This window comes from Comamonas fluminis (assembly GCF_019186805.1).
In the GTDB taxonomy this organism is placed as follows: Bacteria; Pseudomonadota; Gammaproteobacteria; order Burkholderiales; family Burkholderiaceae_C; genus Comamonas; species Comamonas fluminis.
Genome location: NZ_CP066783.1, coordinates 4286741 through 4299104, shown reverse-complemented (window position 1 = coordinate 4299104; position 12364 = coordinate 4286741). Strand labels below are relative to the sequence as shown.

The window sequence follows — 12364 nt, the reverse complement described above, 5'->3', positions numbered from 1 at the left end:
CGATGTCTCTGCCTCAAGCCCAGACCCTCAATGACACCGATGGCCGCCATCTGCGTGAAGCCATTGCACTGGCCGATACGGCCCGCGAACGCGGCAACCGTCCGTTTGGCGCGCTGATTGTGGCAGCTGATGGGCGCGTGCTGGCCGCTGCCAGCAACGCCAATGGCGAAAGCGGTGACTGCACGGCCCATGCCGAACTGTCTGCCATTCGCCTGGCCAGCCCCCTGCATTCACGCGATGAGCTGGCCCGCGCCACGCTGTATTCATCTGCCGAGCCCTGCGTGATGTGTGCGGGCGCCATTTTCTGGTCAGCCATTGGCCGCGTGGTCTATGGCATTGATGCCGAACGGCTGCGCGTGTTTCGTGGCGAGCGGCTGGATCAGAAGGATGCCGAATTGTCCTGCCGCGACGTGTTTCAGGCCGCTTCGCACGCCATCGAATGCATAGGCCCGGCCCTGATTGAGGAAGCCAGCAGCTCACACCAGGGGGCCTGGAAGACCTGAGCCTCCACACGAATCCAAGCGCCATTCATTGACTAAAGAGAGGGAGTTCACCATGCAAACCAAGCGTCTGTTTCTGCAATCCATTCTGGCTCTGGGCAGCTTTGCCAGCGCCACCGCTGCTTTTGCCGCAACGCCCATCAAATTCCAGCTGGACTGGCGCTTTGAAGGGCCCGCAGCGCTGTTTCTGCAGCCCGTTGCTAAAGGCTACTTTCAGGCCGCCGGTCTGAATGTGAGCGTGGACGCTGGCAGTGGCTCCGGCGGCGCGATTCAGCGCGTTGCTTCTGGCTCTTACGACATGGGCTTTGCCGATCTGGCGGCGCTCATGGAGTTCCACGCCAACAACCCCGATGTCAAAGACAAGCCCGTGGCCGTGATGATGGTCTACAACAACACGCCAGCTTCAGTCATGTCGCTCAAGAAAAGCGGCATTGCCAAGCCTGCCGATCTGACGGGGAAAAAGCTGGGTGCGCCCGTGTTTGATGCGGGCCGTCGCGGTTTTCCGCTGTTTGCCAAGGCCAACAAGGTGGGCGATGTGCAATGGACCACCATGGACCCGCCGCTGCGCGAGACCATGCTGGTGCGTGGCGATGTCGATGCCATCACGGGCTTCACCTTCACCTCGCTGCTGAACCTGGAGGCCCGTGGCGTGAAGGCGGCGGATGTGGCAGTCATGCCGTTTGCCGACAACGGCGTCAAGCTATATGGCAACGCCATCATTGCCAGCGCCAAGCTGGTGCGCGAGAACCCCGATGCCGTGCGCGCCTTCCTCAAGGCCTTCACCAAGGGGGCCAAAGAAGTTATGGCCAACCCCGGTGCCGCCATTGCCCATGTGAAGGAGCGCGATGGCATCGTCAACACCGCTCTGGAAACGCGCCGCCTGCAGCTGGCGATCGACACGGTCATCAACACCGCCGATGCGCGTGCCGAAGGCTTTGGTCAGGTCAGCCCCACACGCATGGCGCTGATGGCCTCTCAGGTCTCCGATGTCTATGCAACCAAGACGCGCGTGAATCCTGAGGGAGTCTGGAGCGGCAAATTCCTGCCACCGGCCGCCGAACTTGATGTGCTTCCCAAGAAGTAAATGCTCATTGATTGATAGCTGAAAGCGCTTGATTAACAGGCGCTGCAGCCTGCTTTTATGAAATCATCAGATACAGAATCCGCCCGACCCTTTGTCGAATTCAAAGACGTCTGGCTGGCGTACAACGAAGAGCTGCTGCAAGCCAACCACTTTGCGGTGGAGGCGATTGACCTGACGGTGCAGCGTGGCGAGTTCATCGCCATCGTCGGCCCGTCGGGCTGCGGCAAGTCCACCTTCATGAAGCTCACCACGGGGCTGAAGATGCCGTCCATGGGCCGCATCACGGTGGATGGTGAGCGCGTGACGGGGCCGCTCAAGATCTCGGGCATGGCGTTTCAGTCATCGTCGCTGCTGCCCTGGCGCACCACGCTGGACAATGTGCTGCTGCCGCTGGAGATCGTGGAGCCGCACCGCTCGCAGTTCAAGCAAAAGCGCAAGGAATACGAGGCGCGTGCCATTGAACTGCTGGGCAAGGTGGGGCTGGCGGGGTACGAACGCAAATTTCCCTGGCAGCTGTCTGGCGGCATGCAGCAGCGCGCCAGCATCTGCCGCGCCCTGATTCACGAGCCGCAAATGCTGCTGCTGGACGAGCCCTTCGGCGCGCTGGATGCCTTCACCCGTGAGGAGCTGTGGTGCATTCTGCGTGACCTGCAGGCCGAGCAGAAATTCAATGTGATTCTGGTCACGCACGACCTGCGCGAGAGCGTTTTTCTGGCCGATACCGTTTATGTGATGAGCAAAAGCCCGGGGCGCTTTGTCGTGCGCCGCGACATCGACCTGCCGCGCCCGCGTGATCTGGAAGTGACTTACACGCCAGAGTTCTCAGACATCGTCTATGAACTGCGTGGCCATATCGGTGCACTGCGTAAAAGCGGCGCTGATGCTGCTGCAATCCCTCAATAAGGCGCACCATGAAACATCAAAAAACTGCAGAGCGCTGGGCGCCCTGGTTATTGCTGCTGCTGACGATCGTGCTCTGGCAGGTCATCTGTTCGGCGTTCGACGTTTCGGAATTCATCTTCCCCAGCCCCAGAGCCATAGGCCACCAGCTCTATGAGTTTGCAGGCACGATTGCCCTGCATGCCTGGCGCACTTACTGGGTGACCATGGCGGGCTTTGGCCTGGCGATTGTGGTGGGCGTGCTGCTCGGTTTTCTGATTGGCTCCTCGCGGCTGGCCTATGCGGCGTTCTACCCGCTGATGACGGCTTTCAATGCCCTGCCCAAGGCGGCGTTTGTGCCGATTCTGGTGGTCTGGTTCGGCATTGGCGCGGGCCCGGCCATTCTCACGGCCTTTCTCATCAGCTTTTTCCCCATCATGGTGAACATCGCCACGGGGCTGGCCACGCTGGAGCCTGAACTGGAAGACGTGCTGCGCGTGCTGGGCGCCAAGCGCTGGGATGTGCTGATGAAGGTGGGCCTGCCGCGCTCATTGCCGTATTTCTATGGCTCGCTGAAAGTGGCGATTACGCTGGCTTTCGTGGGCACCACGGTCAGCGAGATGACGGCGGCCAACGAGGGCATTGGCTATCTGCTGGTCTCTGCCGGTTCATCCATGCAGATGGGGCTGGCCTTTGCCGGGCTGATTGTGGTGGGCGCCATGGCCATGGTGATGTATGAGCTGTTCAACCTGGTGGAAAAGCACACCACGGGCTGGGCGCATCGCGGGTCGCAAGGCGAGTGATGCAATCAATTTGATAGCTGACTGCGCTTATTCCATCAGTGAAAACGGCCTGCCGGGCTTTGAAACCCGGCAGGCCGTTTGCTTTGTCATTCAGTGAACACTCAGCCCGCGCCGCGGCAGCCTTTCAGCGCATCCAGTGCAGGCTTGTAAGTGGGGGTGCTGACATCCACCAGACCCAGAATGGTGTGATAGAGGTTGTCGTGCGAGACAGGCTTGTCCAGCTCTTTGCGGAGGCAGCTGGCATCCACATGGGTGCGCGCGCCCAGTGTGCCGGGCCACAGAATCATGGGCACATGTTTTTGATCTGCGGGAGCCATGGAGTAGGGCATGCCGTGCAGATAGACGCCCATCTCGCCCAGCGATTCGCCATGGTCGGACATGTAGAACATGCCGGTTTCAAACTGGTCTTGCTGGGTCTTGAGCCAGCTGATCGTCTGGGCCAGGAAATGGTCGGTATAGCGAATCGAGTTGTCATAGACGTTGACCACGTTCTCCTGCGGGCAGCTGGACAGGGCATTGGTCTCGCACTCGGGCTTGAAGGCCTTGAGGTCGGGCGTGGAGCGCTTGTAGTAGGCCGGGCCATGGCTGCCCATCTGGTGCATGGCGAGCACCACGCCCTTGGCGCGGCGTGCGGGGTCCAGCTGGGTGATGCGTTCTTCAAGACCGACCAGCAGCATGCCGTCCAGACATTCGCCATCAGCAGCGCACAAGGCCTTGCCTTCAGGGGTGTTCACCCTGTCGGCTGTATCGGCCATGGGAATGCGCTTGCACACGCCCTTGCAGCCTGCCTGGTTGTCCACCCACAGCACGGCAAGGCCTGCGGCCTGCAGCACATCCAGCAGATTGCTGTGCTCGGCCTTGGAGTTGTAGAAGCCCTCGCGGCCCAGGCTGGAGAACATGCAGGGCACGGATTCGCGGGTGCTGGTGCCGCAGGAGGTGGCGTTGCGCCAGCTCAGCACGTCTTGCCTGGAAAGCTCAGGGTTGGTGTCGCGGGCATAGCCGTTGAGGCTGAAATTCTTGGCGCGGGCAGTTTCGCCCACGACCAGGATCAGCAGCGGTGGCTTTTGCGCAGCTTCATAGCTTTTGCCCAGGGCCGCTCCCTCTATCGTGCTGACAAAGGGGCGAGGCTTTTGAAGAATGGGCGCGAGGAAGACGCCAGCGCTGGACAGCACGGGGTTGACCGGGTTGATCATGAAGCGCAGCCAGAGGTTGTTGCGCACCACGGGGGCCAGGTCTTTGTATGAGACGGCGATGGAGCCACCCACCAGTGCCGCGGCACCCACCATCAGCATCACGGTGCGCAGCACATTGCGCCAGACCTTGCCTGCGCCACGAATCGGCGTTTTCCACAGCCAGATGGCTGGCAGGATGGCCACGATCAGCAACTCCAGCAGCAGCTTGGGGTTGAAGAGGTCGGAGCTCTCGCGCATGTCCGTCTGCAGGATGTTGTTGATCATGCCCCGGTCCATCAGGGTGCCGTAGGAGATCATGAAGTGCTGGGCACTTGCGGCAACCAGCAGCAGGGCAATCCAGAACGGCTTCATCCAGCGTGGCCATGCAAACAGACTGGTGAGCAGCATCACCGCCCCCAGAACCAGAGGAATGACGCGCAGGGCCAGCACGGCATGGCTGCCCTGATAGCCCTCTATGGAGGGCAGGCGCAGCCATAGCGCCCAGTTGGCGGTGGCCGTCATCCAGACGGCCAGCCAGAAGGCGATGAACTGGGGGGAGCGGGGTTTGAAGAATCGTCTGCCGGAGCCAGACGCGGTGGAGGCAAAGTCGGAGGAAGACAAAACAGAGAGCGAGGAAATGGATGTTGCTAAAAGTTTGCCCAGACTTTCTTAAACCACGCTGAAGCCGTCTATCAGGTTCTGTCCTAGTCGATGGGCCTGGCCGGGCGCTGATTATTAGCGAGCTATGGTCGGCCCATGGAAGGACTATGGACGGGCTGTGCTGGCTTGGCAGGCGGCTGGCGGCGCAAGCTGCTCAGGCTGATGGGCGCACAGCTGCTGGGTGCGCTGCTCCGGCTGCATGCTGGCCAGCTCCTGCATCTGGGCATAAAAGCGCTTCCACCCTTCGGGAGATGCAGGCTGGCGGTCTTGCAACTGTGTCCACCAGTGGGTCATGGCGGCTACCCAGTCGTCATAGGCGGCAAGAGCGCCAAAGCTGGCATTGTTGGCACGGGCCACCCAGTCATCGGTTTGGGCCAGCCGCTCAAGGTATTGCTGGCGCAGGGTGTCGCTGGTCAGCAGGGGCTCGTCTGCCGCCACCCATTGCGCACGCAGCTGGGCATACTGCGCTTGAAAGTCAGAAAAAACTTCTTTTTTGATAGCTGCCAGCGCTTTTTCATCAAGGGGTTGAGTAGTATTTCTCTCATATATGGAGTGAAGTCTGGCCCGTGTTTGCCGGGTAAGGTGCTGCCAGAGTGCTCTGCGCGTTTGTGCCTGTTGCCAGCGCTGCAGCGTGGCTTCGCTGGCATGGGTTTGCAGCCATAGCGGTGTGGCAATGCGCTCCACCGCCGTGGCAAATGATTCGTTGAAGGCCGTGTCGTTCTTGATGTAGATCAGCTGGTGGGCCAGCTCATGGAACATCAGACCGGCAAAGTCGCCCTCCTGCCAGCCGATAAAGCTGCTGAGCAGTGGATCGCCACCCAGCCAGTTTAGATAGCCCAGCGTGGAATAGGCGGGCACACCATAGACGCTGACTTCCAGGCCCTGCTCATGCATTTCATAGGCCTTGGCCTGTGCATCGGCTTCGGCAAAGTAGCCTCGGTAGCTGATGCAGCCCGTGATGGGAAAGCACCATTGATGCATCTTCAGGCTGTCTGGCGGGGCCGCCACCACGTTCCAGACCGCGTATTTGCGTTCCAGTGCCGCGTAGCGGGTGTAGCTGGCGTTATCGGGCAGGGCCAGTTGCTCGCTGGCAAAGCGGCGCATCTGCTGCGCGGCGCGCAGACGCTGCTGCAGCGCAGGGCTGGTGCTGCGGTCGGCCAGCCAGTCGTCAATGGGCCGCGCTGCCTGGATGATCTGCATCTGCCCCCTGAAGCCCTGCCAGTAATAGGCGGTGCTGCTGCAGCCAGCCAGTGTGACAATTGCTGCCCCGAGGGCCGTGATGGCCGTCAAGCTGACTACACTCATTCTTTTTTGCATCGCCCTGGTTCGCCGGTTGGGTTCTAGTTCATGGATTTTTTAACGCTCGCCATCATTGTCACCACCGTGCTCTACATGCTCAAGAAGCAGGAGCAAAGGCAGCACACCCAGTTGCTGGCACAGCATCTCTCGCGCTTTCAGATCGAAAAGCTCATGGCTGGCTTGATGGAGGGGTATCTGCGTGTGATTGGCGAGACCGACGCCCAGCGCCGCGAGCAGATCTGGACTGTGCTGGAGAACACCGAAACCAGTCTGGCCAGCCAGTTCCAGCGGTTTGCGGATGAGTTTGCCAGCCTGCCTGCCGAACAGACCCGGGCCAGCACGCTGCCGCTGGCGCTGCCCTATATGGACAGGCTGGTGCCATCGGCCACGCTGGATGTGCGTGCCGCCATGAAGCTGCATGCACAGGCCATTGCCGCAGTGCAGGTGGGCCAGGCCCAGGATGAAGAAGAGCGCAAGCGCCGCGCCTTCACCATGACGGCCGAGCTGATGCTGATGCAGCACACCTGCCACTGGTTCTGCAAAAGCCGCACGGTTGCGGCCATGCGCCTGATTGCACGCCACAAGACTGCCTATGAGCAGGTGCTGGACTCCATCGCGCCCGCCACCCGCAAGGCCTACGAGAAGCTGGTGCAGGCACGCAGCTGAGCAGGCCTAGGGGTGAGACATTTGCTCACAGAAGTCTGCGGGATCAAGGCTTGACCTGACATATTGCGCGTGAACAATGGGTTTCATGAAAAACCTGTTGAGCACACTGGAGCCGGTTCTCGCAAAACTTCCTGTGACTGCTTCGATTCAGCTGGCCTCTGGCGAGCGTATCGGTCCGGAGCACAGTGCCGTACAGCTGATTTTCCGCTCGCCCAAGGCACTGGCTGCACTGCTGGATGGTCAGGTGGGCTCGGTCGGCTCGGCGGTGGTTGAGGGCTGGGTTGATATCCATGGAAAGCCCAGAGACATCATGGCCGCCGCTGCAGTGCTTTTGCAGGGCGACCCGGTGCAGCACCGGCCTACCTGGCTGGAGCAGACAGTCTCCAAAGCGAAGTCTCTAGCCATGCATACGCTGAGCCGTGATGCCGAGCAGATTCAGTTCCATTACGACCTCTCTGACGATTTCTACGCGCTGTGGCTGGACCCGCGCCGCGTCTATTCCTGCGCTTACTACAAAGATCAGAGCATGAACCTCGCGCAGGCGCAGGAGGCCAAGCTCGATCACATCTGCAAAAAGCTCAAGCTTCAGCCGGGTGAACGTTTCTGGGATATTGGGTCTGGCTGGGGTGGCCTCATCTTCTGGGCGGCAGAGCACTACGGCGTGCAAGCCCACGGCATTACCCTGTCGCGCAACCAGTACGAATATGTGCAGCGGCGCATTACGGAAAAAGGGCTGCAGGGCCAGGTCAAGGTCGAGCTGCGCGACTACCGCCAGATGGATGGCGTGCAGCCCTTTGACAAGATCGGCTCGGTCGGCATGTTTGAGCATGTGGGCAGCGCCAATCTGCCCGAGTATTTTCAGACCATCTACCGCATGCTCAAGCCCGGCGGGTTGGCGCTGGTGCACGGCATCACGGCGGGTGGCGTGGGCAATGCAGAGCTGGGCGCGGGCATGGGTGAGTTCATCAACCGCTACATCTTTCCCGGCGGCGAGCTGATGCATGTGAGCCGTGTGTTGCACGATCTGGCTGCCAGCAGGCTGGAGATGGTGGATACCGAAAACCTCAGGCCGCACTATGCGCGTACGTTGTGGGCCTGGTCCGATGGGCTGGAAGCGCAGATGGAGCCTGCCCGTGCCATTCTGGAGGCCCAGTACGACGTGGACAAGGCAGAGCGTGCTCTGCGTGCCTATCGCCTGTATCTGGCGGGCTGCGCCATGGCGTTTGAGCGCGGCTGGATTGCCTTGCACCAGATGCTGTGCAGCAAACCCGACGGAGACCTACAAACCGGCGTGATGAAGGGTGCGCAGAGCAGCTATCCTTTCAACCGCGAATATATCTACCGCTGAAGGGACAGAACATGCTCTACAAATTCAAGTCGCGTGCCACGGCAGATCTGATCATGCTGGAGGCCAATGGGCGTCAGGTGCTGGAAATCATTGGCAAAACGCCAGATGATGAGCACGGAATCATTACCGTGGAACAAATTCCTGCCGCTATCTCTGCGCTGGAAGCTGCATCCGCAGAGGATGTGACCAAGCGCAGCGCCACCCCAGAAGACGCGTCCGAGGAAGAGGGGGCAACCGCTTCCAGCAATGAAAGCGTGGGCCTGAGCCAGCGTATCGCCCCCTTTGTGGACATGCTGCGCCGCAGCGCTGCCGAAGGCAAGGAAGTCGTCTGGTGATTTGGCCTGCACAGGTCGTCCAACAAAAAAGCCCGCAGTTCACACTGCGGGCTTTTTGCTTCAGGGGTGAAGGCCTGGCTTAGTCGGCGTAGATGCCTGCGGCCTTGATGACCTTGCCCCACTTGGCAATTTCGCTTTCCACAAACTTCTTGTGGCCAGCGGGGTTGACGCGGTCATCAGAGGCGATCACGGCGCCCAGGGCTTCCTGGCGCTTGATGAACTCGGGGTCCTTCAGCGAAGCCTTCATGGCTTCATTGACCTTCTTGACCACATCAGCAGGTGTGCCCTTGGGGGCGTACAGGCCGTGCCAGATGGTCACGTTGAAGTCCTTTAGACCCAGAGACTGCAGCGTAGGCAGGTCCTTGAGGGCTGGCGTTGTCAGCGGCTTGGCGGTGGTCACAGCATAGGCCTGCACCTTCTTGGCCGCGATCTGCGAAGTGGTGTTGGTGGTCTGGTCGCACAGCAGGTCCACCTGGTTGCCCATCAGGTCGGCAATCGCGGGAGCAGCGCCCTTGTAAGGCACGGGCGTCATGTCCTGCTGCAGGGCCGACTGGAACATCAGGCCGCACAGGTGCGAGGCAGAGCCCACACCAGCGTTGGCCAGGTTCACCTTGCCCTGGTTCTTGCTGACCCAGTCCTTGACTTCCGCGAAGTTCTTGGCGGGCAGGGTGGGGCGGCCAATCAGCGTCATGGGCACGTCGTTGATGATGCCGGCGTATTCAAAATCGTTGAGCACGTTGAACGAGAGCTTGCGATACAGCGTCGGGATGGTGGACATGCCGATGTGTGTCAGCAGCAGCGTGTAGCCGTCATTGCGGGCGCGTGCGGCCTTGGCTGTGCCAATGGTGCTGCCAGCACCGTCCGCGTTGTCGATGACGATGGTGGCGTTGTTCAGCTGCTTGCGCATGGACTCGGCCAGATCGCGGGCCACCTTGTCTGTGGGGCCACCAGCGGTGAAGGGAACGATGATGGTGATCGTCTTGCCAGCAACGGGGTAGTTGCTGTCGGCGTGGCTGCTGATGGCTGCGGTAGCGGCCAGTGCAACGGCGGCGATTTTGAAATACGTCTTCATGGTGTCTCCCTGGTGAAAAGTCGCATCCGTTTGGACTAAGACAACAGCGCAAACTGGATGTAGGGCTGGATTCTAGGAAGAGTAAAGTCGTAGGGTTTTATCAATTTTCTAGGTGTTATCCCGAAAGAATAGCGTGTACTTGCACTGGGTTTGTGCTGTGACAAACGGGATGCAGGCGGAAAAACCTGAGTGACCGCCGTTACTGATAAGGGCGGGCGTCCTCAATCACCTTGCCATCGTTGGGCAGGCTGCCAGGCGCCACCATCTGAACGTCGCCACGCAGCTTGGTGACTTCGCGAAGAGCCTCCACCACCTGCTGGGCAAAACCGGGTGCGGTTTCCACGGTTTCCACCAGCAGCTGCATCTGGTCGTTGGCCATCTCGCCGGTAACTACCAGCCGGGCTTTGCCGATTTGCGGGAAGCGTTTGACGACTTCGGCTACCTGCTTGGCATGCACAAACATGCCGCGTACCTTGGTGGTCTGGTCAGCGCGGCCCATCCAGCCCTTGATGCGGGCATTGGTGCGGCCCGTAGGGCATTGGCCGGGCATGAATGCCGAGAGGTCGCCCGTGCCAAAGCGAATCAGCGGATAGTCGGGGTTGAGGGTGGTGATGACCAGTTCGCCCACTTCGCCCTCGGCCACCGGGTCGCCAGTGCCGGGGCGCACGATTTCCACAATCACGCCTTCGTCCAGCACCAGCCCTTCACGGGCGCTGGTTTCATAGGCAATCAAGCCCAGATCGGCTGTGCCGTAGCTCTGGTAGGCATCAATGCCGTGCTCGCGCATCCACTGGCTGAGCGATGGTGGAAAGGCTTCGCCGCTGACCATGGCCTTGGTCAGACTGGGCAGCTTCACGCCCATTTCCAGGGCTTTTTCCACAATGATTTTCAGAAAGCTGGGTGTGCCTACATACGCGGCGGGACGCAGATCGGCCATGGCCTGCACCTGCTGCTCGGTCTGGCCCGTACCGCCCGCAAACACCGTGCAGCCTATGGCGTGTGCACCGGTTTCCATCATCGAGCCCGCAGGCACAAAGTGGTAGGAAAAGCAGTTGTGCACCAGCTCGCCCGCACGAAAGCCTGCGGCAAACATGGAGCGCGCCATGCGCCAGTAATCAGAGCGACGGCTTTCAGGCTCATAAATAGGGCCGGGGCTGGCAAACAGCCGGGGCATGTCGTGGCCCAGACCGATGGCATTGAAGCCACCAAAAATCTGTGCAGGCCGCTGAGCCGCTTGGCGCTCCAGCAGCTCGCTCTTGCGAGTGACGGGCAAAGCCGCCAGCGCTGCACGGCTGGTGATGCTGCGCGCATCCACACCCTGAAGAATCTCAGCAAAGGCCGCAGAGCGCTGCTGTGCATGGGCCACCTGCTGAGGCAACTGGGCCATGAAGTCAGCTTCGCGCTGTTCAGGGCTGCGCGTTTCCAGAGAATCGTAGAAGGCACTCATGGCAAATCCTGTCGAAAAATCTGCAAGCAAAACGAGATCAATAGGGGACAGAGACGTAAAAAACTGGCACGACCTCAAAGGCAGGGGCAGCGAGCAAGGGCCGCCCCGCAGCGAGGCTGTCGTCCCCCTTGGGGGAAGCGGCGTAGCCGCTCAGGGGGTATCCGTTAGGCCAGCCAGCGCTTGCGACGTTTGTAGCTTTTCACATCCTTGAAACTCTTGCGCTCGCCGCCGCCCACGCCCAGGTAGAACTCCTTGACGTCTTCGTTGCTGGCCAGGTCGCTCGCCTTGCCGTCCATCACGATGCGGCCGCTTTCCATGATGTAACCGTAGTCGGCATATTTCAGGGCCATATTGGTGTTCTGCTCAGCCAGCAGGAAGGTGACTTTTTCCTTGCTGTTGAGGTCTTTGACGATGTGAAACACCTCGTCCACGATCTGCGGCGCAAGACCCATCGATGGCTCATCGAGCAGCACCATGCGCGGGTTGCTCATCAGCGCGCGGCCAATGGCGCACATCTGCTGCTCGCCGCCCGAGGTGTAGGCGGCCTGGCTGGTGCGCCGGGTCTTGAGGCGGGGAAAGTAGTTGTAAACCTTCTCCAGATTGGCGGCGATTTCGCCCTTGTCCGTGCGGGTGTAGCTGCCCGTCAGCAGGTTTTCTTCAATGCTCAGGTGGGCGAAGCAGTGGCGGCCTTCCATGACCTGAACCACGCCGCGCTTGACCAGATCGGCAGGCGAGAGGTTGGCGATCTGCTCGCCCTCCAGTGTGATGCCGCCTTTGGTGACTTCACCGCGCTCGCCCTTGAGCAGGTTGGAGATGGCACGCAGCGTGGTGGTCTTGCCAGCACCATTGCCGCCCAGCAGGGCGACGATGCTCTGGTGCGGCACCTGCAGCGACACACCTTTGAGCACCAGGATCACATGGTTGTAGATGACCTCGATGCCATTGACTTCCACCAGTGGCGCGGTCTGGGCAGGGGCGGAAACGGTTTGCGGGGTATCGCTCATGCTGTCACCTGAAACTCAAAATAGATAGCTATATGCGCTTGATGGATAAGCGCTTGAGGCTGATTTGATCGGAAGGCAGGCCCAGCCCTTGCGGG

12 protein-coding genes are annotated in these 12364 nt (G+C 60.5%); 7 read left to right on the top strand and 5 right to left on the bottom strand.

The window, feature by feature from the left end; translation table 11 throughout:
* Positions 1-2 precede the first annotated feature (2 nt).
* The 4 genes from JDW18_RS19845 to JDW18_RS19830 are packed head-to-tail and all read left to right on the top strand — an operon-like array spanning position 3 to position 3266.
* Positions 3-503 carry a nucleoside deaminase gene (locus tag JDW18_RS19845; RefSeq protein ID WP_218241311.1) on the top strand — a complete coding sequence of 167 codons (501 nt, stop codon included), beginning with the start codon at positions 3-5 and terminating at the stop codon, positions 501-503.
* Between the two features lie 52 nt (positions 504-555).
* Positions 556-1584, top strand: coding sequence for an ABC transporter substrate-binding protein (locus tag JDW18_RS19840; RefSeq protein WP_218241310.1), 1029 nt, complete (start codon positions 556-558; stop codon positions 1582-1584).
* A 57-nt stretch (positions 1585-1641) separates the two neighbouring features.
* Entirely contained in the window at positions 1642-2487 is an 846-nt protein-coding gene (locus tag JDW18_RS19835; protein ID WP_218241308.1) for an ABC transporter ATP-binding protein, read from the top strand.
* Between the two features lie 8 nt (positions 2488-2495).
* Entirely contained in the window at positions 2496-3266 is a 771-nt protein-coding gene (locus JDW18_RS19830) for an ABC transporter permease (RefSeq protein WP_218241307.1), read from the top strand.
* A gap of 101 nt (positions 3267-3367) precedes the next feature.
* Here JDW18_RS19830 and JDW18_RS19825 read toward each other — a convergent pair whose 3' ends face one another.
* Entirely contained in the window at positions 3368-5059 is a 1692-nt protein-coding gene (locus tag JDW18_RS19825) for a phosphoethanolamine transferase (RefSeq protein ID WP_218241306.1), read from the bottom strand.
* 144 nt (positions 5060-5203) lie between these two features.
* Positions 5204-6403 (bottom strand): aminopeptidase, encoded by a 1200-nt coding sequence (locus JDW18_RS19820; protein ID WP_218241305.1) that lies wholly within the window; start codon positions 6401-6403, stop codon positions 5204-5206.
* A 42-nt stretch (positions 6404-6445) separates the two neighbouring features.
* On the opposite strand from JDW18_RS19820, the gene JDW18_RS19815 reads away from it, so the two are divergent.
* From JDW18_RS19815 to JDW18_RS19805, 3 genes are all read left to right on the top strand, one after another.
* Complete coding sequence (locus tag JDW18_RS19815) at positions 6446-7063, top strand: hypothetical protein (RefSeq protein WP_218241304.1); 618 nt, start codon at positions 6446-6448, stop codon at positions 7061-7063.
* A gap of 76 nt (positions 7064-7139) precedes the next feature.
* The gene (locus JDW18_RS19810) at positions 7140-8411 is read left to right on the top strand and encodes an SAM-dependent methyltransferase (protein ID WP_218241303.1); all 1272 of its coding nucleotides are present in this window, start codon (positions 7140-7142) and stop codon (positions 8409-8411) included.
* An 11-nt stretch (positions 8412-8422) separates the two neighbouring features.
* Positions 8423-8746: a DUF1840 domain-containing protein gene (locus JDW18_RS19805; RefSeq protein ID WP_218241302.1), complete on the top strand. Its 324-nt coding sequence runs from the start codon at positions 8423-8425 to the stop codon at positions 8744-8746.
* A 79-nt stretch (positions 8747-8825) separates the two neighbouring features.
* On the opposite strand, the gene JDW18_RS19800 is transcribed toward JDW18_RS19805, so the two are convergent.
* From JDW18_RS19800 to JDW18_RS19790, 3 genes are all read right to left on the bottom strand, one after another.
* Positions 8826-9818, bottom strand: a complete 993-nt coding sequence (locus JDW18_RS19800) for a tripartite tricarboxylate transporter substrate-binding protein (protein ID WP_218241301.1) — start codon at positions 9816-9818, stop codon at positions 8826-8828.
* Positions 9819-10017: 199 nt separating this feature from the next.
* Positions 10018-11265 carry a phenylacetate--CoA ligase family protein gene (locus tag JDW18_RS19795; RefSeq protein ID WP_218241300.1) on the bottom strand — a complete coding sequence of 416 codons (1248 nt, stop codon included), beginning with the start codon at positions 11263-11265 and terminating at the stop codon, positions 10018-10020.
* A gap of 164 nt (positions 11266-11429) precedes the next feature.
* Entirely contained in the window at positions 11430-12269 is an 840-nt protein-coding gene (locus JDW18_RS19790) for an ABC transporter ATP-binding protein (protein WP_218241298.1), read from the bottom strand.
* Between the last annotated feature and the right edge of the window lie 95 nt (positions 12270-12364).

Excerpts from the sequence above, each read along its gene's own strand:
- JDW18_RS19845 (WP_218241311.1), top strand. The coding sequence starts at position 3 with ATGTCTCTGCCTCAAGCCCAGACCCTCAATGACACCGATGGCCGCCAT.
- JDW18_RS19840 (WP_218241310.1), top strand. The coding sequence starts at position 556 with ATGCAAACCAAGCGTCTGTTTCTGCAATCCATTCTGGCTCTGGGCAGC.
- JDW18_RS19835 (WP_218241308.1), top strand. The coding sequence starts at position 1,642 with ATGAAATCATCAGATACAGAATCCGCCCGACCCTTTGTCGAATTCAAA.
- JDW18_RS19830 (WP_218241307.1), top strand. The coding sequence starts at position 2,496 with ATGAAACATCAAAAAACTGCAGAGCGCTGGGCGCCCTGGTTATTGCTG.
- JDW18_RS19820 (WP_218241305.1), bottom strand. The coding sequence starts at position 6,403 with ATGAGTGTAGTCAGCTTGACGGCCATCACGGCCCTCGGGGCAGCAATT.
- JDW18_RS19815 (WP_218241304.1), top strand. The coding sequence starts at position 6,446 with ATGGATTTTTTAACGCTCGCCATCATTGTCACCACCGTGCTCTACATG.
- JDW18_RS19810 (WP_218241303.1), top strand. The coding sequence starts at position 7,140 with ATGGGTTTCATGAAAAACCTGTTGAGCACACTGGAGCCGGTTCTCGCA.
- JDW18_RS19805 (WP_218241302.1), top strand. The coding sequence starts at position 8,423 with ATGCTCTACAAATTCAAGTCGCGTGCCACGGCAGATCTGATCATGCTG.
- JDW18_RS19800 (WP_218241301.1), bottom strand. The coding sequence starts at position 9,818 with ATGAAGACGTATTTCAAAATCGCCGCCGTTGCACTGGCCGCTACCGCA.
- JDW18_RS19795 (WP_218241300.1), bottom strand. The coding sequence starts at position 11,265 with ATGAGTGCCTTCTACGATTCTCTGGAAACGCGCAGCCCTGAACAGCGC.
- JDW18_RS19790 (WP_218241298.1), bottom strand. The coding sequence starts at position 12,269 with ATGAGCGATACCCCGCAAACCGTTTCCGCCCCTGCCCAGACCGCGCCA.